A 22,733-nucleotide genomic window follows, 5' to 3' on the forward strand; every position below is an offset into this window, starting at 1 on the left:
GAAACAGCATCAGTGGTTCAAAATTAAGTTGCGAAATGGTTCACTTTTCACTTGCGAAATACATCTGATAGAATTGCTTTAATTTTCAAGGTCGATAATGTTGAAGAGAAATATAAGGAATTAAAAGAAAAGGTTGAATTCATAACAAAGCCTACTGCACAAGAAAGATGGGAAATTAAAGTAGCTCATTTTAGAGATCCTGATGGGTCGCTAATTGAAATCTATGAGAGTATTGGATAATTTTAATAATGATGCGATTCTTTAAGAGTCACTAATCATAACTGATGCTTTAATCCAAAAAAGATCTTCAGCAAACGGGCGCGATTGTGGCATAAAGATTTGATTTTCAAACGACTTTATTGTTAACTTCACAAGTTCCTATTCATTAATTGTACAAGAAATTAAATGACTTTATTGTCACTCAACATTATTACGATACCGTCGGTGCTGTTTGGCACCGTTTTTTTAATTTTATATTTTCTTCGATCTAACACTTTGGTCGGCATAATTGTTTTTTTATTATGGAAAAAGGTAAAAAAAGGTTGCATTCAAGAAGAAAGTTTTTCAAAATTAATAAATAAAGATATGTAGGCAGAATTGGATTACCGCGTTTCTTGCTCCGTATTTGGTGGGACAAGTAAGTGAGAAAACGGTCCGCTTCTATATAAGTTGAGTTAATTTTTTTACATTGTTTTAGGCCGCTCTATGTGATGGAAAGAGATCTAGTTGATTGTAGTGGAAGGCGGCGACTCCTGCGGGATAAACGTGAGCCTTGAGACCCCACAGGACGCAAAGCGTCCGAGGAGGCTCAAGCCACGCCCGCGGAAAGCGTCCGCCTGGAACGGAAATCAACGGTGGCTAAAAAGTATGAAAAATATATAACCCAACTTATATAGACTTGAATTTAATTTATTGGAAGGTTGATTGTATGGTGACTGTTGATCCTGCTTTGAATACGATTCAGCATAGGAAGCTTACGAAAAGAGCGATTTTTTGGAGAGTTATTTTCGTGACAATCGGAGCCGTATTAATGGCTGTTGCGCTTGAACTTTTCTTAATCCCCAACAATATTTTGGATGGCGGAATCACCGGCATTTCGATTATTATCAGTTATTTAACAGATTGGAGAGTCGGGTTTATTCTTTTCGTATTAAACCTCCCGTTTGTCTACCTCGGTTATAAACAAATCGGAAAAACATTTGCAATTGCCACTCTTTACGGAATATTCATCCTTTCATTAACTTCAGTTTTACTTCACAACGCGTATGTTGTCACAGATGATTTATTGCTCGATACTGTGTTTGGCGGGATCATTTTAGGGACAGGCGTAGGCATTGTGATTCGTGCCGGCGGTTCTCTTGATGGTACGGAAGTTCTCTCGATTTTGATGAGCCAAAAACTTCCATTTTCTGTCGGAGAAGTTGTCATGTTCTTCAATTTCTTCATCTTCGCCACTGCCGGTTTCATTTTCAGCTGGGATCGCGCGATGTATTCAATTATCACCTATTATATCGCTTCAAAAGTGATTGATTTGGTTGTTGAAGGCTTCAATGAATCAAAATCGGCTTGGATCATCAGCGAGAAGGCTGAGGAAATCGGCATCTCCATCATGGCAAGGCTTGGGCGGGGTGTCACTTATCTGAAAGGTGAAGGAGCCTTTACAGGCAATGATAAAGCGGTCATTTTTTGTGTCATCACCCGTCTGGAGGAATCGAAGCTCAAATCCATCGTCGATGAATACGATCCCGCCGCTTTTCTTGCAATAGGAAACATTTCCGAAGTGCGCGGCGGCCGGACAAGAAAGAAGCGTATTCATTGAAAAGGAAACCCGGGCTGCCATATTACATCCAATCAGGCAAAGGAAAAAAAATCCCTTCCTGATTTTTTTATTGGCAAATACTCTATTGCAAATATTTCGGGTTACTCTCTTGCTCCTCCTGTATCTCGGTGAAAATGTTTGACGCACTATTTTTCTGCTCCATTGATTGAGATTCCTTGATACCAAGCATATACTCATCCATCAGCTTTTGAAAATCTTTCTTTGTCAGCGGTTTGGCTTCGTCCTTCAATTCATATCCGAGCTCTCCGTTCGGCTCAATCGTTGCTGTTTTTATATCATCCACTTTGCTGATGCCGTTCAATCTCAATCTCATTTCCAGTTGATCAACGCTCAATCGGAGCTTTCGAAGTTCAGACACATTGATGGTTCCATTTTCAATCACCACTTTGGATTTCCCCGTGAAAATTTTTTCAGCTCCATTTATTTTCACCTGAAGGTATTCAAGCAAAAATAGAGTGACAACGAATATTCCGACAACCACCAGCGTACGTACGACCCCCTTATGCGCAATGGGCTGAACAAGGATCGTTCCTAAAGAAAGCATGACAATCAACTGAGGCATGGTCATTTGGGCAATCGCTTTTCTTCCAGTCAATTTCAGTAAAAACAACCCGGCTATCAGAACAACGAACGGCTCCCAAATCAGATTCATTCCATCAACTCCATTCCTGAAATTATTATTTGTATTGGCAATGGAAACATGCATCCATTCACATGTTCTGTTACCAATTGGGCACCCTAAGCGTAAATTTTTAAAAGGGTGTGTAGCGATTGAAGGCCGTAACTTACCAGGGAATCAAAAATATGAAAGTCAAAAACGTGGAAGATCCCAAGATAGAAAGGCCGGACGATATCATCGTACGAATAACGTCCACGGCCATATGCGGATCGGACCTCCATCTTTACCTGGGCAACATCAAGCTGAGGGATGATTACATCGTTGGGCATGAACCGATGGGGATTGTGGAAGAGACCGGTCCTGAAGTGACAAAGGTGAAAAAAGGGGACCGGGTGATCATTCCGTTTACAGTTGCCTGCGGCACCTGTTTTTATTGCAAAAATGATATGGAAAGCCAATGCGATAACGTAAATGACATCGAAGATACAGGCGGCTATTTTGGATACTCCGAGTGGTTCGGAGATTATGCCGGCGGCCAGGCGGAAATGCTCCGTGTGCCTTTTGGAAACTTTCTCCCCTTTGTCGTTCCGGAGTCATGCGAGCTTGAAGATGAATCATTGCTCTTTTTATCAGATGTGCTGCCAACCGCCTATTGGAGCGTGAAAAATGCCGGTGTTAAAAAAGGGGATACAGTTGTTGTACTCGGATGCGGGCCTGTCGGTTTAATGACACAGAAATTCGCATGGATGGAGGGAGCCGGCCGGGTCATTGCAGTCGATCATGTGCCCTACCGTCTTGAACATGCCAAAAAAACAAATAACGTTGAAGGTTTTGATTTTACAGCTCACGATGACATGGGGCTTGAATTGAAGGAGCTGACCGGGGGCGGTGCTGACGTTATCATCGATTGTGTCGGGATGGACGGTAAGAAGTCGCCCCTTGAAAAAGTCGGCCAGAAATTGATGCTGCAAGGCGGTACGATGAGCGCAATCCAAATCGCTGCGAAAGCCGTCCGGAAATTTGGTACGATCCAGCTCACGGGAGTCTACGGCATGAATTATAATATGTTTCCATTAGGCGATTTTTTCTCAAGAAATATCTCGTTGAAAATGGGACAGGCTCCTGTCGCCCACCTCATGCCGGAGCTGTATGAAAAAATCATGGATGAACAATTCGATCCAACGGAAATCATTACACACAAGCTCCCGCTTGAAGAAGCTCCGCATGCGTACCAAATATTCAATGACCATGAGGATGATTGTATAAAAGTGGTATTGAAGCCGTGAATAGGAGTCGCCTCTCAATGATGAGCTGGTCATTGGGGAGGCTTTTTATGTGAAAGGGACCAAAATGATGTGATGATGTTCGGGATACTCCCCTACTGTGTTATAATAAGGAAAATAAAAAACGAAACCTTCGAGGTGATGAATAATGTGCGCATTAAGCAAGAATGCGAAAGAAGAAATCGCAAACGCCTTGAATGATAAAAATTCGGCAATGTTTGTTGCCGATGGAAAACTATTCTCTTTGGAGGTACATGATACGCCTTCCATAGATGAAAACTCCAATAACCTGGCTCAGAAAATCGAAGAATACCCAGAATTAAAGGAATCACTACAACGTTATCTTAACAATCCAGATATGAAACGCTATACCGCGAAAGAGTTAAAGGAGTTGCGGTATGACCAAAGAAGGTAACCGGAGGTTTTCGGTTCATTTTACAGAAGAATTTAACAGGTGTCTGGATCAAATCCAAGCCTTCTTTGCGGAGCAAGGAGAAGATGTACTTGATTGGTGGTTTACTAAAGAAGGTAACATGATCGATGAAATTGATCGACTGTTATCTTCTTTTCCGTATGCAGGAAGGTTAGTTGAGCAGGGAGATTTTAAAGGTTTTCGTTGTCTTACCTACGGAAAAAGTCGACATCGAATGTTAAATTATGTGATTTTTTATGTGGTTTATGAAGATGATGGTGACGTTGATGTCATTAACATTCTGCCTGCACGTTCAAAGCGAAAGCGGAAAAAATAGATTCAAAGTTTTAATTGAATCCACAAACGCCCGTTTATCGTAAAATGATACCATCTATTAACCATTTAAAGTTAGTATAATATTCCAATCAACCATGTGATTCCACCCGATCATCCGAATACCCCAAAAAATCAGGTGAAGGAGTCAGTGGTTCCCTCACCTGTTCCATTTACCAGTTTTCAATTTCTCGCCGCTCTTTTTTTAAGTTTCCTTTTTTGGATGAGCGGTTCCGCAGTTCTGCCAATACAGCTTCAAGCGGCACATTTTGATCCGCCATCAGAACGAGGCAATGGTAAAAAAGGTCGCCAAATTCATTGACAAGCTCTTCCTTGTCCTTGTTTTTAGCTGCTATAATGACTTCGCCTGCTTCTTCAATCAGTTTTTTGGCGATTTTATCTGTGCCTTTTTCAAATAAATAAGCGGTATATGATCCTTCAACAGGCTCTGCTTTTCTGTCTTTTATTTCTTCATCAAGAGATGAAATGACGGATGACAAAGGCAGTTCTTCATAATCGCCTTCGACTGTGTCAAAAAAACATGATTTTTTGCCTGTATGGCAGGCAGGGCCGAGCGGGTCAACCCTGACCAGCAAAGTATCGCCGTCGCAATCCGCCTGGATGGATTTGACCCGCTGCTTGTTTCCGGACGTAGCACCTTTATTCCAATATTCCTTGCGGGATCTGGAATAAAACCACGTTTCCTTTGTTTCCACTGTTTTGTTAAAAGCTGTCTCGTCCATGTAGGCGAGCATTAGTACTTCACTGCTCTTGTCATCAACGACGATTGCCGGAAGCAGCCCCTTGGAGAAATCAGGAGTCACTGACGTTCACTCCCTGCTCGCTGCACAGCTTTTTCACTTCGGAAATGCTGACGGTATTTTCGTGAAAAATGGAGGCCGCCAACGCCGAGGCGCAGTCCGTCTTTTCAAACACTTCGACGATGTGCCCTGCGTTGCCGCAGCCGCCGGAAGCCGTAACCGGAATGTCAACCGCATCGACAATCGCTTTTGTCAATTCCAAATCATACCCGTCTTTCATGCCGTCACGATCAACGCTCGTCAGTAAAATTTCACCTGCTCCCAGCTCTTCAATCATTTTGGACCACTGCACGGCATCCAGTCCGGCATCCTTCATGCCGCCATGGGTCATAACATGCCATGAGCCATCCGGGAATTGCTTGGCATCCACTGCCGCGACGATCTTTTCGGAACCGAATTTTTCCGCCGCTTCCTTGATCAGTTCAGGACGGTCCACGGCAGCCGAATTGATCCCTACTTTATCCGCACCTGCACCGAGAACCCGGGAGATATCATCCAATGTTTTGATCCCGCCGCCGACGGCAAAAGGAATCGAAATGTTTTCAGCCACCCTTTTTACAACATCCACCATCGTATCTCTTCCTTCGGTCGTAGCCGAAATATCCAAAAGCACCAATTCATCTGCACCATTTTTCGAATAATTCGAGGCCATCTCCACCGGGTCGCCCATTAGGCGAAGCCCTTCAAAATTGATTCCTTTCACCACTTGCCCATCTTTTACGTCTAAACAAGGAATAATTTTTTTCATCTTTCATGACCTCCTTAATTTTACCGTGCCTTCATACATTGCCTTTCCGACAATCGCTTCCTCAATGCCAAGTTGTGCAACCGCATCGAGGTCAGCCTCGTTTCTGATTCCTCCTGAAGCGACAATTTTACATCCGACTGCATCGTTGATCTTTTTCAACTGTTCGAGATTCGGGCCCTGCATCGTGCCGTCCTTTGAAATATCTGTGAAAACGATCGTTTCTATTCCGAGCTCCTCCATCTTTTTGGCGAACTCGATGTAATCCACTTCCGTCTCAGTTTCCCACCCGGATACAGCCACCTTTTCATTGCGGGCATCAATTCCGATGACGATGTTTTTCTTGTAATCTTTCAATGCTTCTTTTAAAAAATCTTCATCCTCGACTGCTGCCGTACCAATAACGACACGCTCGGCACCTGCTTCAACGTATGCCTTGACGGTTTCAAGGTTGCGGATACCGCCTCCAATCTGGATAGGCACAGTCGATTTGGCACAAAGCTTTGAAATCAATTCAAGCTGGTCGGGCTTCCCCGAACGGGCCCCGTCCAAATCAACGATATGGACGATTTCCGCCCCATCTTCGATAAATGTTTGAAGCTGAGATTCCGGATCGCTCCCCACCTGTGTCGTTTGGTTGAAATCTCCCTGATAAAGCCTGACGCACTTTCCATCAATCAAGTCCATCGCCGGTAAAATTTTCATTGGTTCCTCCTGCAATCGTTTTGCTTATATTTACTATTCCAAGAGACCCTTCGTTGAAAGAACCCCTTTTATTTCAGGATCAATATTGACCGCTTCTCTTAAAGCCCGTCCAAGAGCTTTAAAAAGTGCCTCGATTTTATGGTGGGTATTTTCCCCGTATAAAACCCGGGCGTGCAGCGTAATGCCGGCGTTAAAGGCAAACGCCTGGAAAAATTCCCTCACAAGCTCCGTATCGAAATTGCCCAATGACTGCATTTTAAAATCACCTTCAAAATACAGGAACGGGCGTCCGCTTATATCAAGCGAAACAAATCCTAGTGCATCATCCATAGGGACATAGGAAGTGCCGAATCGGACGATCCCCTGCTTGTCGCCAAGCGCTTCCCTGATCGCTTTTCCAAGGACAATCCCCGTATCCTCCACTGTATGATGGCTGTCGATATGCAAATCGCCTTCCACGGCCGCCTTCAGTCCAAATCTGCCGTGCCGTGCAAAAGCAGTCAGCATATGATCAAAAAATCCGACCCCCGTATGGATATTCACCTCTGTCGGGTCATCTAGATTAACAGCAAGCTCTATCCTTGTTTCACTTGTCTCCCTTTTACTAGACGCCTGGCGCATGACTGTCACTCCAATTCATCAATGCCTCTTTCAGCTTCGCATGTTCTTCCTTTGCCCCAGCAGAAATCCGGACAGCTTCAAAAGAACCTTTGTCGAAAAGACGGATTTTCATTTTTCTTTCATATAAAAAATCTGCCAAATCTTTGGCGCCTTCCATTTTCATTAAATAGAAGTTGGTGCTGCTCGGGTATAATACGGATCCCGGCAACCTGCCGGCAAATTCTTTCAAAATTTCTTCGAGCTCGGCAATTTGTGCAAGCTGCATAATTAAAAATTGGTCCAAAAGCTCCGGCTTTTTCAAAAGCTGCGTTCCGATTTGTGCGGAAACGGTATTGACGTTATACGGCGGTTTAATCGCTGTGATTCCTTCAATAATCCGGTCGTTGGCAACAATAAAGCCAAGACGGAGCGCCGCCATGCCCAATGCTTTTGAAGCTGTTCTTAAAATAATGAGATTATCATAATCAAGCACTTTTTTGGAAAAAGCTGATTCACCGGCGAAATCGATATAAGCTTCATCCAGAATAAGAATTCCGCCCGCCTGCTTCATGGAATCGATCAACGCTTCGATTTCCCCATTTTCATATAATCTGCCTGTAGGATTGTTTGGATTCGATAAGAATAATAACTTTGGTTTCAGGCGTTCTATTTCAGCCTTGGTTTTATCCAGCGACAATGAGAAATCTTCGTTCAATTGGATCGTTGTCACTGCTGCGCCCATGACGCGGGCATTTTTTTCATACATGGAAAAATCAGGTTCCAATACGATGACCTGATCCCCCGGATCAAGGGCATATTGGGAGATGAGTGTGATGCATTCATCAGAGCCGTTTCCCGCCAATATATTTCCGGCAGGAAAACCCGAAAACCCGCTGTATGCTTCGATCAACGCTTCCGTGCTTTCTGCCGGATAACGGTTCAACAGCGTTTGTTCCAGCCCGGAAAAATCAACATAGGATAGCAGGCTTGTGTATGCTTCATTGTTGTCAAGCCGGATCACATCAGCCTGTTCAGACGTCACTTTATACGGGATCAATCCTTCGAGTGTCTTTCTCACGGTTCCAGCCTCACTTTCACTGCACGCGCATGGCCGTCCAATTCTTCCTTCGCTGCCAACGTTTCCACATAAGGGGCCGCTTTGCGCAATGCTTTTTCAGAATAATAAACGTACGTTGTCTTTTTGACGAAATCATCTACAGACAGACCCGATGAAAAACGGGCCGTCCCCACTGTCGGCAAAACATGGTTCGGTCCGGCAAAATAATCGCCGACCGCTTCAGGTGTGTAATGCCCGATGAATACAGAACCGGCATTTTTTACTTTGCTCAAATGCCGCAGGGCATTTTCAACCTGGATTTCCAGATGCTCCGGGGCAAGAGCATTCACTAATTCAAAAGCTTCTTCTACAGAATCCACTAAAACAATGGCACCTTCATTTGTGAGGGAAGCTTCCGCAATATCTTTTCTCGGAAGTTCCCCACATTGCTTCTTTAATTCAACTAACGTTTCGTCAATGAGTTTTTTTGAAGCCGTAAAAAGAAAGGAGCGCGCTTTTTCGTCGTGTTCAGCCTGAGCAATCAAATCGGCCGCGACATACGACGGGGTAGCCGTTTCGTCCGCAATGATGGCGACTTCGGAAGGACCCGCGATCATGTCAATGCCCACATCACCGAATACAAGAGATTTGGCAGCTGCCACATAGGCATTTCCCGGACCGACAATTTTATCAACAGAAGGGATTTTGCCCGTTCCATACGCAAGCGCTGCAATCGCCTGGCTCCCGCCAATTTTATAAATCGTATCCACTCCGGCTATATCCGCAGCGACTGATAAAACTGCAGGAATGCTGTCTCCGCCCCTGACAGGTGTCACCATGACGATTTCCTGTACGCCTGCAAGGCTCGCCGGGATGGCATTCATCAATACGGTGGATGGGTAGCAAGCCTTTCCGCCTGGAACGTAAATTCCGGCGCGTTCAATCGGCCTGAAAAGCTGGCCGGAAATGATATCGTCCGTCATATCCATCATCCGCGACTGCTGAAGCTGCTTGGAATGAAAGCTTTTGATATTTGCTGCTGCCCTTTCAAGCGACTCGATCACTTCAGGAGATACTTCCTTCCAGGCCGCTTTTCTCTCTTCATTCGTCACTTCCCAATTATCGCCGCTGTACCCGTCAAATTTTTCCGTGTACTCTTGCAACGCTTTATCCCCACGGATGCGGATGTCTTCAAGGATTTTTTTTACCGTTTCTAAAACTTCATCGTCAAAAGGCTGCTTTTTCGTTTTTGCAGAAATGAATGAATCTCTGAACTGGTTGACAGTATATGCCGGGATCATATGGCAGCCTCCTCGATTCGGAATGAGTCGATAAGCGGTGCCAATACAGATTTTTTCAGTTTCAAAGAATTACGGTTTGCGATGCAGCGGGCGGAAATGGACATCATTTCCTCTTTGACTACGAGCCCGTTTTCTTTTAATGTATTGCCCGTTTCGACGATGTCCACGATATTATCCGCCAGGCCCAAAAGCGGAGCCAATTCAACGGAACCTTCCAGTTTTACAATGTCAACGGATTTGCCGCGCTCCCTGAAATATTTCGTTGTGATGTTCGGGAACTTCGTTGCAATCCGCTGCTTGCCGAATGAGCGGGGCCCTTCCGCTTCCCCTGCTATGGCGAGACGGCATTTGCCGAATGGAAGCGGCAATAAGTCATAGACGTCCGGCTCGAATTCAAGGAGAATATCTTCCCCGACAATGCCGAGGTCGGCAATTCCATGTTCAACGTATGTCGCCACATCCACTCCCTTCGCAAATACAGCAAAAAAATCGTCCGTCTCAATTTGAAGTTTTCTTCCTTTATCGGTCAAAGGCGCGATATCATAGCCTTTAGATTGTAAGAATGCGAGAAATTGCTTTTCCAATCTCCCTTTTGTCAGAGCGATCGTCGGTTTCACTTTTCCAACACCTCATATTTTCCGTCAATAAGTTTTATTTCCACTATTTTATCATAATTGTCCGGATCAGCCGCTTCCGTCCGGACATCGACAATGCAACCTTCGTATGAATGCCTTAGTTTTTCCGCGTAAACAAGCGAATCAAGATTTGCAATGATGCAGATTTTTTCCAGAGGGGATTCTTCCTGGTAAAGTTCAGCAAGAACATTCACATCGAACGCAAGGCCTGCTGCGGATACATGCCCTCCATACCGGTCATACAGTTTGTCGTAACGTCCTCCGGAGAAGCAGACAGCACCTGTCTTTTTCAAAAAGCCTCTGTATAACATACCTGAATAGTAAGGAAGGTTCTTTACCCTGCCCAAATCCACAAGAATTTCGCCGCTGCCCGATTCGCTTAAAATCTTGGCAGTCTTTTTCATTTGGGCAAGCATGTCGAGCAGGTCTTTCCTGTCCTTCCACCGTTCTTCATATTCAGCGATCACTTCTATGCCGCCATATGCATCAACGAGGGCTGCCAGCTCCTTCGCCGTTTCCTTGTCACCATGATGAAGCGCGATTTCGTATACCTCATCCTGTCTTTTATCATGCATGGCCTGGCGGAGCCGTTCCGCATCATCGTTTTTCAAATCAAGCTCCTGAACAAGGCTTTCATACAATTCAGTATGGCCAAGTTCGATTACATAATCTGTAATGCCAAGGCTTTTTAAAAAAGAGCCGGCCATCAGAAGACTTTCAATCTCGCCCATCAACGATGGCATATGAAGGATTTCAATCCCGGCCTGATGGTCTTCCATTCCCGGCCTGTCAGTCTTAAAGACGGACCCCTGATAAGCCCATTTCTGCGGCTTGTGCTCCTGTGCAGAAAGTGCGCGTGCAATGGATGTTGTCCAATCCGGGCGGAGCACCTCAATTTCTCCTTCCGAATTGAACCATTTCAGCATATTTTGAAGGTTCATACCCACATATTCATTTGTAAAAGTCGATGCATATTCAACCACGGGTGTAGAAATTTGCTCATAGCCGCGCAACACTGCCACTTCCCTGAACTTTTCCATGACAGAAAAGCGATTGCTGACGGTGCGCCCCATCTCATCCCTGCTTCCTGCTGGCAAAAACATAATAAGTCACTTCCCGAATCTATGATTCTTTAATTCTCTAGCGAACTAAAGGATTTCTGTAAATTGGTATTACTTTACCATAAAAAATAATTGCTCGTCAATTATCATTTTAAAATAAACTTGTCTGAAATAGTAAAAATAGAGGAGGGTCTTCGCAAAAAGAGGAGGAGAGGTTATCCGCGGGTATTTTTTATTATCCGCGGGTACGGTTGCCCAACAGGCCATCCGGCTGTTGGGCAACCCACCCTGCATTATTGATATAAATGACACGCTGTAAAGTGGCCCGGCTTCACTTCCTGCCACTCGGGCACTGCCTTGGCACACACATCCATGGCTGCCGGGCAGCGCGTCCGGAATACGCAGCCGCTTGGCGGATCGATCGGGCTTGGCACATCCCCTTTGAGGATGATCCGCTCGCGCCTCAATTCCGGATCAGGTATCGGAACTGATGACAACAATGCCTTGGTATACGGATGCAACGGATCTTCATACAGTTCTTCGCTGTCCGCCAGCTCGACCATTTTACCAAGATACATGACAAGGATCCGATCAGATATATATTTGACCATGGACAAGTCATGTGCGATGAACAAGTAAGTCAAGCCCATTTTCCGCTGCAAATCCTTCAGCAGGTTCACGACCTGTGCCTGGATTGAAACGTCCAATGCAGAAATCGGCTCGTCACATACAATGAATTTCGGGTCCAAGGCAAGTGCCCGGGCAATCCCGATCCGCTGGCGCTGCCCGCCGCTGAATTCGTGCGGGAAGCGGCTTATATGATCGGTATTCAGTCCGACAAGCCGAAGCAGCTCTTTGATGCGCTCTTTTTTCTTCTTCCCGCCCAATGCATGGTGAATCGCAAACGGCTCCCCGATGATTTCCTCTACTGTCATCCGCGGATTCAATGATGCATATGGATCTTGAAAAACCATCTGGATTTCCCTGCGCAGTTTGGACATTTCCCGTTCATTATTTCCATATATATTTTTTCCGTTATATAAAACTTCACCGGACGTCGGTTCGTACAATCTGATGATTGTTCTCCCGGCTGTGGATTTGCCGCAGCCGCTTTCGCCGACAAGTCCTACGGTTTCCCCCGGGTAAATATCCAGGTTCAGCCCGTCAACCGCCTTCAGTTTTTTATCGCCTACCGTAAAATATTTCTTCAAATCCTTCACCTGAATCAATGGTGAAGAAGAGCTTTCCTGTTCAAAAGAGTGTTTTTCTTTCAGTTGCGGCGCCATCTGCTTCCTCCTTGTCACACACTTGCTCTCTTTTGGGCCATAGGATGATGAAGCCAGCAAGCGGCAAATTGGTTTGTCCTCACTTCCTCGAGATCCGGATCATTGCCTTTACAAACACGCATGGCATATTGGCATCTGGCATAAAACGGGCAGCCTTCAGGAGGCTCGATCAAATCCGGCGGTGTCCCGATAATCGGCGACAGCGGCTGTGTTTTATCCATATCCAGACGCGGGATCGAATTCAATAATCCCATCGTGTACGGATGCTGAGGATTGGCAAACAGCTCCTTCACCGTTCCGGTTTCAACCACCTGGCCGGCGTACATGACGACCACCCGGTCAGCCACTTCCGCTACGACCCCCAGGTCATGTGTGATTAAAATAATGGATGTTCCGGTTTCCTTCTGGATTTTCTTCATCAGTTCCAGTATTTGCGCCTGGATGGTTACATCAAGCGCTGTTGTCGGCTCGTCCGCGATCAGCAGGCGGGGGTTGCATGCAAGCGCCATCGCAATCATGGCCCTTTGGCGCATTCCCCCGGAAAATTCATGGGGATATTGATTGACCCGCTTATCCGGCTGCGGAATCCCAACAAGTTTCAGCATATCAATCGCTTTTTCAATAGCCGCTTTTTTGTTGATGTCATTATGTTTTAAAATTGCCTCCATAATTTGGCTTCCGACCTTGCTTGTCGGATTCAAAGATGTCATCGGATCCTGGAAAATCATGCTGATTTGATTTCCGCGGATGCGCTGCATTTCTTTTTCGGAGACTTCTAACAAGTTTTTCCCCTGAAATTCAATCGATCCCTGCTTATATTGTACCGGAGGAGAAGGCAGCAGTTTCATAATCGATTTGGCTGTCACACTTTTTCCACAGCCTGATTCTCCAACAATGGCTACCGTCTCTCCCTGTCCCACATTGAAATTGACACCGCGGACAGCTTTTACTTCCCCGGCGTGTGTGTGAAAGGATACATGCAAGTCTTTTACTTCCAGTACGTTCTTCATATCGATCCCCACCTTTCTTAATCCCGCAATTTGGGATCGAGCGCATCCCTGAGTCCGTCGCCAAATACGTTAAAGGCCAGCATTGTTAAAGAGATTAATATCGCAGGTATGAAAAGCTGGTAAAAATTCCCGACGTGAATGCTCCCAAGCGAATCGCTGACGAGTGTTCCCCAGCTCGCCTGCGGTGCTTGGACGCCCAACCCAAGGAAGCTTAAGGTCGCTTCTGCAAAAATTGCCGTCGGAACGGTAAGGGTAATATTCACTAGGATGGGACCAAGCGTATTCGGTATCATATGCTTTCGCAAAATCCAGCCCATTTTCGCACCCATTGCGTTGGAAGCCTGGACGAATTCCTGCTCTTTCAATTGTAAAACCTGGCCTCTTACCAGTCTGGCCATTTGAATCCAGCCAGTGATCGACAAAGCGATAATGATCGGCCAAATTCCTTTTTCCATGACAATCATGACCAAAATAACAACAAGCAAATAAGGAATGGCATAAAGAATTTCGGCAATCCTCATCATAGCGTTGTCCACGCGCCCGCCTTTAATGGCTGAAATACCGCCGTACGTAACACCAATCAAAAAGTCGATCAGCGCAGCCATCACTCCGATAAACAGAGAAATTCTTGCGCCGTACCAGCTGCGGGTGAACAGATCCCTTCCGGCTGAGTCTGTACCGAACCAATGCTCAGCGTTAGGCTTCACATTCTTTTTTGTAAAATCTTGTTCGTAATACGTGTATTCGTTCAAATGCGGGCCGATAATCGCCATGATGGTCAATAAAATAATGACAATCAATCCGAGCATCGCAAGCTTGTTTTCAACCAGTCTCCGCCATACATCTGACCAGTAGGAAACAGAAGGCCTGGCAATTTTCTCAGCTTCTTTATAATTGTCTTCCGCGGGCAAAAACATCTCTTCCGTCAATTTCAGTTCCTGCTTGCTCATCAGCTGCTCTCCCTTGTAATCTTGATTCTCGGATCAATCCATGTATAGGCGATATCTACAATAAAGATCAATCCAATAAGAATGATGCTGTAGAAGATCGTAGACCCTAAGATGACAGGGTAATCACGGTTGAAGATACTTTTTACAAACATTTCCCCCATGCCTGGTATACCGAAAATAAACTCAACGATAAAACTTCCGGTCACCAGATTGGCAGTCAGGATTCCAAGAACCGTCACGACAGGCAGAATGGCATTCCGGATCGCATGCTTTAAAATGATGACACTTCTGGCCAACCCTTTTGCCTTGGCAGTTAAAATATAATCCTGGCTCATTACTTCCAGCATGCTGGATCTCATAAGCCTGGCGATAAAGGCCATCGGCATCATGGCAAGTGCGATTGAAGGCAGAATCGTATGCGCCCACGACTTCCATGTGGCAACCGGCAGCAATTCCCACTGGACTGCAACATAGTAGATCAAGAAGGTTGCAAAGACAAAATTCGGGACCGACAGGCCGATAATGGCAAGTACCATCGAACTGTAGTCAGGCCATCGATTTCTGTACAATGCCGCAATGACTCCCAGGATCAAACCGAAAGCAACCGCTATCAATAGTGCCTGGAGACCCAGGTGAAGAGAAACGGGAAACCCTTTTTTAATATAATCATTGACTGATATGGATTTTGTTTTCATGGATGGCCCGAAATCGAATTGGAGAACAGACTTTAAATAATGGCCATATTGGACAATTTCCGGCTTGTCCAAATTATAATGACGCTGCAGGTTATTATATACAGCCGGGGGCATGGCACCTTCTCTTGCAAATGGATTCCCCGGAATAATTTTCATAATGATAAAGGTGAGGGTGATGATGACCCACACAGTAATAATTGCCCAGAATAATCGATTCAACGTGTATTTCCACATCTTTTACACCTCTTTCATAGTGCTTTTTTCTTGGTTGACTAGACCGCTAACCCTATAATGCAGCAAAACCAGGTATGCCAAAAATGGCATACCTCGATTTTGGAATGCATGGTTATTTTTCAATATCAGCATAAATGAACTGCGGGTATCGGTTGATCGGTGTAAAGACACCTTTTACATGCGGTTTGACAGTAAAAGGCTTTGTGTAGAAATAAAGCGGGATGATTGGCATCTCATCCATTAAAATTTCCTCGGCTTTGTGCATGGCTTCCATGCGTTCTTTTGCATCCATGGATGTTTTGGCAAGCTTGACATTCTTGTCATATTCTTCGTTGCTCCAGTTGGCATCGTTGAAGGAGCCTCCGGATACCCATAGATCTACGAATGTCATCGGGTCGACATAGTCTCCAACCCAGCCGGCACGGGAAATTTCATAATCTCCTGCTTTTTCGCGGTCAAGCTTGACCTGGAATTCGACATTTTCCAATGTCACATCAATACCCAGGTTTTTACGCCACATTTCTTGTACAGCCTCGCCTATTTTCTTATGTCCCTCATCCGTGTTATAAGTAAATGTAAATTTCGGCATTTTATCCAAGCCTTCTTCAGCGAGCCCTTCTTTTAAAAGCTTTTTGGCTTCTTCCACATCTTCTTTAAATAGTTCCCCGGAGTTTTCCTGGAAATCTCCCTCAACATCAGGGATTCCCGGCGGGACTATACCGTATGCCGGCTTCTGGCCCCCCTGCGCTACATGTTCAACAAGCGCCTTCCGGTCAATCGCCATCGAGAGGGCTTTTCTGACCTTTGCATTATTGAACGGTTTTACCTCGTTGTTTAAATTATAATAGTAAACAGCCAAATCCGGAGCTATTTCAAACTCTGGATCGTCTTTACTGTTCAGTTCACCCGTGACATCCTGCGGAAGCGGGTAGACTAAATCAAGTTCATCCGCCTGATACATTTGCCAGGCAGTATCTTCATTGGCAATCATGACAAAATTGACTTCATCCAGGTTAATTTTGTCCTTGTCATAATAGTTTTCGCTTTTCTCCAATTTCAAACTTTCTTTATGTTTCCATTCAGCCAGCTTAAATGCACCGTTAGATACGTAGCTGTCTGCTTCCAATGCCCAGTCGGGATTTTCTTCCTGGACCTTTTTGTTCACAGGATAATACGTATAAAAAGATGTCAAATCAAGGAAATAAGGCGTCGGCTCAGCAAGCTTGACTTCAAGCGTATGGTCGTCTAATGCCTTTACTCCGACCTTTTCTTCCAACTCGGCATATTTATCCTTGTCTTCGGAGCTGTTGTACTCTTCCCCTCCCGCAAGATAATACATCTGGTAAGCGTATTCGGAAGCGGTTTCAGGATTGAGTACATATTTCCACGCATATTCAAAGTCATGGGCAGTTACCGGATCGCCGTTGGACCATACCACATCATCTTTCAGATTGAATGTCCAGGTGATGCCGTCATCACTGACCTCCCAATCTTCTGCCATTCCGGGAACAATTTCCCCTTCAGGAGTTTTCTTTGTCAATCCTTCAAAAACATGCTCCAAGACCCATGAATCGTGGGTTCCCTGGGCTGTCCCCGGATGCAGTGATCCCGGCTCTTCTTTGTTGTTCAGGTTCAATACCTTTTTGCCATCGGACTGTTCTTCACCGGTTTTTTCTCCATCAGAAGAATCCGGCTTCGACTCGGTTTCGCCGCTGAAACAGCCTCCGAGCAGCAGCATGAATGCGGTTGCAAAACTCAATAAAGCAAATCGCTTCTTCTTCAAGCTAATTCCCCCTTTTTGGTATTTTTGCAACGGTAAGCAAACAATTGCCTCCTCTATCATTCTATGATGCCAATTGCAATTCATTTGCTTTTTCGTTACAACACTAATATACCAAAAAGGGAGAGAATATCCAATATATTATTATTCTATCAAATTATTTTCCGTAGATAATCCGTAGCGGGAATATGGATTCATTTTTGCACTTTACACGGCTATGCCGCGATATCCCGCCTTGTAAAAAAAGCAAATGCCAAGATGTGAAATATGGAAAAATAGACTAATAAAATTATTACGGAAAACTTCATCGTCATACTGTCGACCATTGGCAATCCGTCGACATATTGCATCAAATTTGTATTTGCGAACAGGCTGTATTTTGCCCATTCAAATTTGCTCGCCAACAAATTCGTGATCGTTCCCCCTGTAAAAAGCAGGAATACTGAAAGGCCTATTGCAAGCGCGCTGCTTCTGAACACCGCCGATATCATAAAAGCCATGGCGGCAAGCAAAAAGATGCTTAAAGAGCTGAACGCATAGGATTTAATCAAATACAAGAACAGGCTTTGCTCTTCGACCCGGCCGTTTACATACGCCAAGTGGACATTTGCTGCCGCTTCCCCTGTCCCGAATAGTACAGCTCCGGCAATCCCTGAAAAAACAAACAATAGAATGAGCATCAGCAGCAGGAAAAGATTGACGGCAATATATTTGGAAAGCAGGATCTTCCATCGCTTATACGGCTTTACAAGCAGTACTTTGATGGTTCCCCATGAAAACTCGTTGGCCACAATTCCTGCAGCAATAATCAACACGAACAGCCCGGCTAAAGGAATCAGTCCAGCGGAATCATTGATGAATGTCCAAACTGTGCTTTTGGAAGCTGGGGGCAGGTCATTTTTTATCCGATATTCATTGACAGCCACCTGTTTATGGATAAATTCCTTCATGGACGGAGTCATGATTTGCACGCCGTCAGACTCCTGCTTCAGCGATTCATTTTCCGCCATCAGTTCCTGCTTCCAGTCATTTCCTGACGGTCTTTCTTTTCCTTCAAGATATTTGGTTATGCCGGCATTGACAAACACTACCAGAATGAGGAATCCAATCATGATAAAGGTGCTTTTTTGCCTGAAAACCTTCTCCCATTCATTTCGAACTAAATTAAACACGGGCAGCCACCTCCGAATGATTGGTTATTTCCAAAAACTTTTCCTCAAGAGATTTCTTGACAGGACGCATCTCAAAAACAAGCAAATCATTCTCCAGGAGCAGACGCAATGCATCCGGAACCTCGCCTGTTTCCAAATAGATCTGGACGCCTTTATCATGCTTTACAGCCTGGATACCTTTTCTTGCCAACACCTTTATTGCCTTATTTCGGTTATCCACATCACAGAAATAGGTTTTTTTGTCTGATTCCGTCTCATCGCTTGACACATTTTGAATGTTGATAAGCTTTCCTTTTTGTATAATGGCGATCCGGTCGCACATCATTTCCATTTCGGACAGCAGGTGGCTGGATACGATAATGGCCAGATTCTTTTTTTCGGCCAATCTTCTTAAATAGTCCCTGATCTCTCTGATGCCGGCAGGATCGAGTCCGTTGGTCGGCTCATCCAGAATGAGGATTTTCGGATCATGCAGGAGGCTTTGGGCAATGCCTAATCTTTGCCTCATCCCTAAGGAATAAGTTTTGACTTTGTCATGTATTCTATCCGTCAATCCGACAAGCGCAGCAATCTCGTCAATTTTTTCTTTCGTTACTCCTTTGCTTAAGCGTGCGGCCTGCTGAAGGTTCTGATAGCCGGACAGAAATTTATACAGTTCAGGATTTTCAACGATGGCTCCTACATGGCTGATAGCGTTCTCGTATTCTTTGCCGACGCTTTTGCCGCATATTTTTATTTCTCCGGACGTCATGCCGATCAGGCCGACAATCATTCTGATCGTTGTCGTTTTACCCGCACCGTTCGGCCCCAAAAAACCGAACACCTCACCGGCGTTGACGCTAAAGCTTAGATCGTCGATGATTTTTCTTCCCTTAATCGTTTTCGTCACCTTTTCAAGCTCAACGACTGCTCCCATCGCCATTACACCTCCTTTCTCTTGTTTGCCATTGTTGATTTAAACCATTCTAGGACGGATAATCCTTGTTCTTCGCGCAGGGTTTCCACATTTTCATGGCCGATAATATCCCCGTTGTAAATGGCAACGACCTCATCCATAATCGGTTCGATCTCGTCAATTTCGTGGGTGGCGATGATGACTGTCTGTTTCTCAAAATTGATATAAGCCAGCAGGCTTTTGACAATCGAATCTCTCACCATGGGGTCCAAGCCGGAAAATGGTTCATCAAGCAATACAACAGGAACATCCCTCGCCAATGTCAGCACAAGCTTCAATCTTCCCCTGTTCCCTTTGGAAAGCTGTTTGATTTTTTTATCCGCTGAAAGCTCCATCTCCTGAAGAAGCTGAAAGGCCTTTTCCCTGTCAAAGTCAGGAAATTGAGAGTCATAGAAATCAATCATTTTTCCTCCGGTAAAAGAATCGTAGAACATATCCAGTTCTGTCATGTATGCAACATGCTTACTGATCCTTCTCGTCACATTTTCCTGTAAAACTGAAACAGTTCCGCTGTTCGGATAGACCAGGCCTGTGATCAATTTCAGGGTGGTGGACTTTCCACTGCCGTTCGGGCCGAGCAGTCCGTAAATTTTACCGGGCTCAAAATGCAATGTAACATTGTTCAAAGCCTTTTCTTTCCCATACTTTTTCGTGACGCCGTTTAACTCAATGCTCACCCTGTTCACCTTCTTCCAAGAAATTTTTTAATCCGCTCACCATTTGCTGTTTCGTAAATCCCAATTCTTCCATGCTTTTTACAAATTGGCCGATCACTTCTATTTGCATGGAGTGCTTCAATTCATCCACGATACTTTCCCTCTCAATGACAAATGTTCCCTGCCCGCGCTTTGTCTCCACAACACCCATCCTTTCCATTTCCGCATATGACCTTTGTACCGTATTTGGGTTGACACCCGACTGCACCGCCATTTCCCTTACGGAAGGCAATTTTTCCCCAGGCTTGATTTCACCGCGGATAATCCTTTGAAAAATCTTTTCAGTGATCTGTATATAAATGGGTTTAGATGCTTCAAAATCTTTTGCCATAATTACACCTCGACTTTCCTGTCAAGAAGCCAGCTGGCGAGAAGGAAAACGATGATCGCCACAACAGCGTACAGACCGATTATTAGCAGCGGAATGTGAGCATCGGTATAGACGATATTCCAGCTGTTGTGCGTCCCATAGTCCATTTTGGGTGAAATATTGATGTTGACAGAGAAAAACATTTCTTTTTTAAACAGCTTCGTCTTGGATAGAAGGGTTTCCAGAAATCCGAATGCGAACCAGACAAGAAGGACTGCAAGCCAGCGGAAATTTTTAATGGCCGGATATTTGCCAAGCAAGTGATAAAGCGTCCAAAGGAAAATAACCCATACCGAAAAATATATGGCAACCGCAAAAATTCCGAGTTGCATGAAAAGCCCTTGCTTTACAGGAAGAAAACTGTTGTAGCTGTCAATCAGGCCGTTAGCAAGCAAGATTTTCATGACAAAAAAGGCATACAGTAAAATGAAAAATTGCGCCAGCAACTGAATAACAGCGGCTGCACTGAGTTTTGACAGCAGCAGTTTCGCACTGCTCTGCGGGTTATAGAGCCATAATTGTGTCTTGCCCTCCGAATTGAGAGCCGTCAGCATCGTCAGTGGTGCCAAGAGCAGATGCAAACTGGCCATCATCACAAGGAATGGGACAGGAATGCTCGGTTCGGAAACATATACTGAAAAAACATATATTCCAACCATCCCTACAAGCATGAAAGCAAACCATGTCAGATACCAGTTCCTTATAATGGTCAAGTCTTTTCTCAATAATCCTATAAATGCCTTCATTATATTTCCCTCCGTTTGCTTTTTGTACCAGTGTATTAATTAGATAGTACACTAATACAAACATACATGTCAAACCTATTTTTGAAAAAAGGCTGGTGTGGGAGGGATTTATTGTGCGGATTCAAGCCATCGAACGTAAGTCGTTTTAGTTGGGGCAGACGGGTTTTGGAGCAGCACAGCGGTTGCGTGCATCTTTCCTGCCCAGTGACCGCGGTCGGTGATAAGCCTATTGCGCGGGCACTGGAGACGACGCCCAGTTACCGCGGTCGGCGATAAATCCCTTGCGCGGGCATTGGAGACGACGCCCAGTTACCGCGGTCGGCGATAAACCCCTTGCGCGGGCAACTGGAGACTGCGCCCAGTTACCGCGGTCGGCGATAAACCCCTTGCGCGGGCACTGGAGACTGCGACCAGTGACCGACATTTGAGCCAGCCGCGTTTTAGATCACCTTGCTCACTTTCTAATCCAAGCGTTTTTTTCATACAAAAAGAACCTCCAGAAATGAAGGTTCTTTACTTTGATACATATTGATTTCCCTTAATCCAAAAACGCCACGGATAAAAGCGCGCCTCGCCCGTATTTTGAATCCCAATCCTTGTTCCCTGTTCAATCTCATCAGGGGAAATTCCTTCACTGATGAACAGCGGCCGCTCGAAAAATTTTCGTCCGTAATCTTCCATTGTAATCCCCATCGCTTTGGTCAATTTTCCCGGGCCGTTCGTCAAATTTTTCATTTGGTCGACTGGACGCCTCCGCTTCATCAACTCAATCCCTTTAAAAGGTTCCAACGCACGGATCAGAACGGCTTCCGGTTCATCAACACCTGCACTGACCACATTGATCAGGCAATGCGTATGCATCGTATATGTGTACACGAGACCTGCCTGTCCAAACATGATTTCCGTACGCTTCGTCCTTCTGTTTCCGAAGCTGTGCGCAGCACGGTCATGCGGTCCTCTATAGCTTTCCGTTTCCACTATATAGCCAGCGGTGAGCCTCCCCTCCGTCTCTTTCACAAGCAGGCAGCCCAGAAGCGACCGGGCCAGTTCGAGCGTCGGCTGTTGAAAAAACTTTTCGTTCAGTGGTTCTATTGAAATGTTTTCACTCACTGTCTAAACACCCGCTCCGCAATCATTCATTTAATTCATCGAGTGAAACTTCTTTCACTTTCTTTACTTTATTATGTTCAGAATCATACTCATATATTTCCAAATAGTTATAGTCAATTACGCCGAAACGGCCATCTCCCAATGGAACGACATTTTGCTGTGAAATCTCCATTTCATTGCCATCATCAGGATAGTCCACATGAACATCCGAATTACCCCCGCTAATAAGAGTGACAATCACCAAAAAAATTAACGTAATCCGAATTCGCCTTAATTCCCTTGCCTGCTCTTCCAATC

26 protein-coding genes are annotated in these 22,733 nt (G+C 45.1%); 5 read left to right on the forward strand and 21 right to left on the reverse strand.

All coding sequences use genetic code 11. The features are described from left to right. Positions 1-51: 51 nt before the first annotated feature. Positions 52-240, forward strand: a complete 189-nt coding sequence (locus tag FS666_RS08110) for a VOC family protein (RefSeq protein ID WP_144461350.1) — start codon at positions 52-54, stop codon at positions 238-240. Between the two features lie 688 nt (positions 241-928). After that, positions 929-1,819: a YitT family protein gene (locus tag FS666_RS08115; RefSeq protein WP_144461349.1), complete on the forward strand. Its 891-nt coding sequence runs from the start codon at positions 929-931 to the stop codon at positions 1,817-1,819. Between the two features lie 82 nt (positions 1,820-1,901). Here FS666_RS08115 and FS666_RS08120 read toward each other — a convergent pair whose 3' ends face one another. After that, positions 1,902-2,492, reverse strand: coding sequence for a DUF421 domain-containing protein (locus FS666_RS08120; RefSeq protein WP_144461348.1), 591 nt, complete (start codon positions 2,490-2,492; stop codon positions 1,902-1,904). A gap of 119 nt (positions 2,493-2,611) precedes the next feature. On the opposite strand from FS666_RS08120, the gene FS666_RS08125 reads away from it, so the two are divergent. The 3 genes from FS666_RS08125 (at position 2,612) to FS666_RS08135 (ending at position 4,491) form a co-directional block, all read left to right on the forward strand. Further along, positions 2,612-3,745, forward strand: a complete 1,134-nt coding sequence (locus tag FS666_RS08125; protein ID WP_144461347.1) for a zinc-dependent alcohol dehydrogenase — start codon at positions 2,612-2,614, stop codon at positions 3,743-3,745. Positions 3,746-3,890: 145 nt separating this feature from the next. After that, complete coding sequence (locus FS666_RS08130; protein ID WP_144461346.1) at positions 3,891-4,157, forward strand: hypothetical protein; 267 nt, start codon at positions 3,891-3,893, stop codon at positions 4,155-4,157. Beyond that, positions 4,141-4,491 (forward strand): type II toxin-antitoxin system RelE/ParE family toxin, encoded by a 351-nt coding sequence (locus tag FS666_RS08135; RefSeq protein WP_144461345.1) that lies wholly within the window; start codon positions 4,141-4,143, stop codon positions 4,489-4,491. Before FS666_RS08130 ends, FS666_RS08135 begins: the two co-directional genes overlap by 17 nt. A 169-nt stretch (positions 4,492-4,660) precedes the next feature. On the opposite strand, the gene hisIE is transcribed toward FS666_RS08135, so the two are convergent. The 20 genes from hisIE to FS666_RS08235 form a co-directional block, all read right to left on the reverse strand. Beyond that, entirely contained in the window at positions 4,661-5,311 is a 651-nt protein-coding gene (gene hisIE / locus FS666_RS08140) for a bifunctional phosphoribosyl-AMP cyclohydrolase/phosphoribosyl-ATP diphosphatase HisIE (protein ID WP_144461344.1), read from the reverse strand. Further along, the gene (hisF, locus tag FS666_RS08145; RefSeq protein WP_144461343.1) at positions 5,301-6,056 is read right to left on the reverse strand and encodes an imidazole glycerol phosphate synthase subunit HisF; all 756 of its coding nucleotides are present in this window, start codon (positions 6,054-6,056) and stop codon (positions 5,301-5,303) included. Before hisF ends, hisIE begins: the two co-directional genes overlap by 11 nt. 3 nt (positions 6,057-6,059) lie before the next feature. Beyond that, positions 6,060-6,758 carry a 1-(5-phosphoribosyl)-5-[(5-phosphoribosylamino)methylideneamino]imidazole-4-carboxamide isomerase gene (gene hisA, locus FS666_RS08150; RefSeq protein WP_120071384.1) on the reverse strand — a complete coding sequence of 233 codons (699 nt, stop codon included), beginning with the start codon at positions 6,756-6,758 and terminating at the stop codon, positions 6,060-6,062. Positions 6,759-6,791: 33 nt separating this feature from the next. Continuing rightward, positions 6,792-7,379: an imidazoleglycerol-phosphate dehydratase HisB gene (hisB, locus tag FS666_RS08155; RefSeq protein WP_120071382.1), complete on the reverse strand. Its 588-nt coding sequence runs from the start codon at positions 7,377-7,379 to the stop codon at positions 6,792-6,794. Further along, positions 7,363-8,436, reverse strand: coding sequence for a pyridoxal phosphate-dependent aminotransferase (locus FS666_RS08160; RefSeq protein WP_186306501.1), 1,074 nt, complete (start codon positions 8,434-8,436; stop codon positions 7,363-7,365). Before FS666_RS08160 ends, hisB begins: the two co-directional genes overlap by 17 nt. Further along, positions 8,433-9,716 (reverse strand): histidinol dehydrogenase, encoded by a 1,284-nt coding sequence (gene hisD / locus FS666_RS08165; protein ID WP_144461341.1) that lies wholly within the window; start codon positions 9,714-9,716, stop codon positions 8,433-8,435. Before hisD ends, FS666_RS08160 begins: the two co-directional genes overlap by 4 nt. Then, complete coding sequence (gene hisG / locus FS666_RS08170) at positions 9,713-10,333, reverse strand: ATP phosphoribosyltransferase (protein WP_144461340.1); 621 nt, start codon at positions 10,331-10,333, stop codon at positions 9,713-9,715. The genes hisD and hisG overlap by 4 nt, the downstream gene beginning before the upstream one ends. Beyond that, positions 10,330-11,454 (reverse strand): ATP phosphoribosyltransferase regulatory subunit, encoded by a 1,125-nt coding sequence (locus tag FS666_RS08175; protein ID WP_144461339.1) that lies wholly within the window; start codon positions 11,452-11,454, stop codon positions 10,330-10,332. The genes hisG and FS666_RS08175 overlap by 4 nt, the downstream gene beginning before the upstream one ends. A 251-nt stretch (positions 11,455-11,705) precedes the next feature. Then, positions 11,706-12,698, reverse strand: coding sequence for an ABC transporter ATP-binding protein (locus FS666_RS08180; protein WP_144461338.1), 993 nt, complete (start codon positions 12,696-12,698; stop codon positions 11,706-11,708). Positions 12,699-12,712: 14 nt separating this feature from the next. Then, a complete protein-coding gene (locus FS666_RS08185) occupies positions 12,713-13,708 on the reverse strand; it encodes an ABC transporter ATP-binding protein (RefSeq protein ID WP_144461337.1) in 996 nt (331 codons plus the stop codon). Positions 13,709-13,725: 17 nt separating this feature from the next. After that, positions 13,726-14,658 (reverse strand): ABC transporter permease, encoded by a 933-nt coding sequence (locus FS666_RS08190; RefSeq protein WP_144461336.1) that lies wholly within the window; start codon positions 14,656-14,658, stop codon positions 13,726-13,728. Next, a complete protein-coding gene (locus FS666_RS08195) occupies positions 14,658-15,587 on the reverse strand; it encodes an ABC transporter permease (protein WP_120071366.1) in 930 nt (309 codons plus the stop codon). Before FS666_RS08195 ends, FS666_RS08190 begins: the two co-directional genes overlap by 1 nt. 112 nt (positions 15,588-15,699) lie before the next feature. Beyond that, a complete protein-coding gene (locus tag FS666_RS08200; RefSeq protein ID WP_144461335.1) occupies positions 15,700-17,370 on the reverse strand; it encodes a peptide ABC transporter substrate-binding protein in 1,671 nt (556 codons plus the stop codon). A gap of 212 nt (positions 17,371-17,582) precedes the next feature. Then, on the reverse strand, positions 17,583-18,539 hold the full coding sequence (locus FS666_RS08205) for an ABC transporter permease (RefSeq protein ID WP_144461334.1): 957 nt from the start codon (positions 18,537-18,539) through the stop codon (positions 17,583-17,585). Further along, a complete protein-coding gene (locus tag FS666_RS08210) occupies positions 18,532-19,455 on the reverse strand; it encodes an ABC transporter ATP-binding protein (protein ID WP_144461333.1) in 924 nt (307 codons plus the stop codon). Before FS666_RS08210 ends, FS666_RS08205 begins: the two co-directional genes overlap by 8 nt. Positions 19,456-19,460: 5 nt before the next feature. Next, positions 19,461-20,171 (reverse strand): ABC transporter ATP-binding protein, encoded by a 711-nt coding sequence (locus tag FS666_RS08215; protein WP_144461332.1) that lies wholly within the window; start codon positions 20,169-20,171, stop codon positions 19,461-19,463. Beyond that, the gene (locus FS666_RS08220) at positions 20,161-20,541 is read right to left on the reverse strand and encodes a GntR family transcriptional regulator (protein WP_144461331.1); all 381 of its coding nucleotides are present in this window, start codon (positions 20,539-20,541) and stop codon (positions 20,161-20,163) included. Before FS666_RS08220 ends, FS666_RS08215 begins: the two co-directional genes overlap by 11 nt. 2 nt (positions 20,542-20,543) lie before the next feature. Beyond that, positions 20,544-21,326, reverse strand: a complete 783-nt coding sequence (locus tag FS666_RS08225) for a hypothetical protein (RefSeq protein WP_144461330.1) — start codon at positions 21,324-21,326, stop codon at positions 20,544-20,546. Between the two features lie 513 nt (positions 21,327-21,839). After that, a complete protein-coding gene (locus tag FS666_RS08230; protein WP_144461329.1) occupies positions 21,840-22,436 on the reverse strand; it encodes a DNA-3-methyladenine glycosylase in 597 nt (198 codons plus the stop codon). Positions 22,437-22,458: 22 nt separating this feature from the next. Next, on the reverse strand, positions 22,459-22,731 hold the full coding sequence (locus tag FS666_RS08235) for a YmzC family protein (protein ID WP_144461328.1): 273 nt from the start codon (positions 22,729-22,731) through the stop codon (positions 22,459-22,461). Between the last annotated feature and the right edge of the window lie 2 nt (positions 22,732-22,733).

Origin of the sequence: Siminovitchia fortis (genome assembly GCF_007681465.1) — a bacterium.
Classification (GTDB): Bacteria; Bacillota; Bacilli; order Bacillales; family Bacillaceae_C; genus Siminovitchia; species Siminovitchia fortis.

Coding starts and splice junctions, on each gene's coding strand:
- FS666_RS08115 (WP_144461349.1), top strand. CDS start 929: ATGGTGACTGTTGATCCTGCTTTGAATACGATTCAGCATAGGAAGCTT.
- FS666_RS08120 (WP_144461348.1), bottom strand. CDS start 2,492: ATGAATCTGATTTGGGAGCCGTTCGTTGTTCTGATAGCCGGGTTGTTT.
- FS666_RS08130 (WP_144461346.1), top strand. CDS start 3,891: ATGTGCGCATTAAGCAAGAATGCGAAAGAAGAAATCGCAAACGCCTTG.
- FS666_RS08135 (WP_144461345.1), top strand. CDS start 4,141: ATGACCAAAGAAGGTAACCGGAGGTTTTCGGTTCATTTTACAGAAGAA.
- hisF (WP_144461343.1), bottom strand. CDS start 6,056: ATGAAAAAAATTATTCCTTGTTTAGACGTAAAAGATGGGCAAGTGGTG.
- hisA (WP_120071384.1), bottom strand. CDS start 6,758: ATGAAAATTTTACCGGCGATGGACTTGATTGATGGAAAGTGCGTCAGG.
- hisB (WP_120071382.1), bottom strand. CDS start 7,379: ATGCGCCAGGCGTCTAGTAAAAGGGAGACAAGTGAAACAAGGATAGAG.
- hisD (WP_144461341.1), bottom strand. CDS start 9,716: ATGATCCCGGCATATACTGTCAACCAGTTCAGAGATTCATTCATTTCT.
- FS666_RS08175 (WP_144461339.1), bottom strand. CDS start 11,454: ATGTTTTTGCCAGCAGGAAGCAGGGATGAGATGGGGCGCACCGTCAGC.
- FS666_RS08180 (WP_144461338.1), bottom strand. CDS start 12,698: ATGGCGCCGCAACTGAAAGAAAAACACTCTTTTGAACAGGAAAGCTCT.
- FS666_RS08185 (WP_144461337.1), bottom strand. CDS start 13,708: ATGAAGAACGTACTGGAAGTAAAAGACTTGCATGTATCCTTTCACACA.
- FS666_RS08190 (WP_144461336.1), bottom strand. CDS start 14,658: ATGAGCAAGCAGGAACTGAAATTGACGGAAGAGATGTTTTTGCCCGCG.
- FS666_RS08195 (WP_120071366.1), bottom strand. CDS start 15,587: ATGTGGAAATACACGTTGAATCGATTATTCTGGGCAATTATTACTGTG.
- FS666_RS08210 (WP_144461333.1), bottom strand. CDS start 19,455: ATGGGAGCAGTCGTTGAGCTTGAAAAGGTGACGAAAACGATTAAGGGA.
- FS666_RS08220 (WP_144461331.1), bottom strand. CDS start 20,541: ATGGCAAAAGATTTTGAAGCATCTAAACCCATTTATATACAGATCACT.
- FS666_RS08225 (WP_144461330.1), bottom strand. CDS start 21,326: ATGAAGGCATTTATAGGATTATTGAGAAAAGACTTGACCATTATAAGG.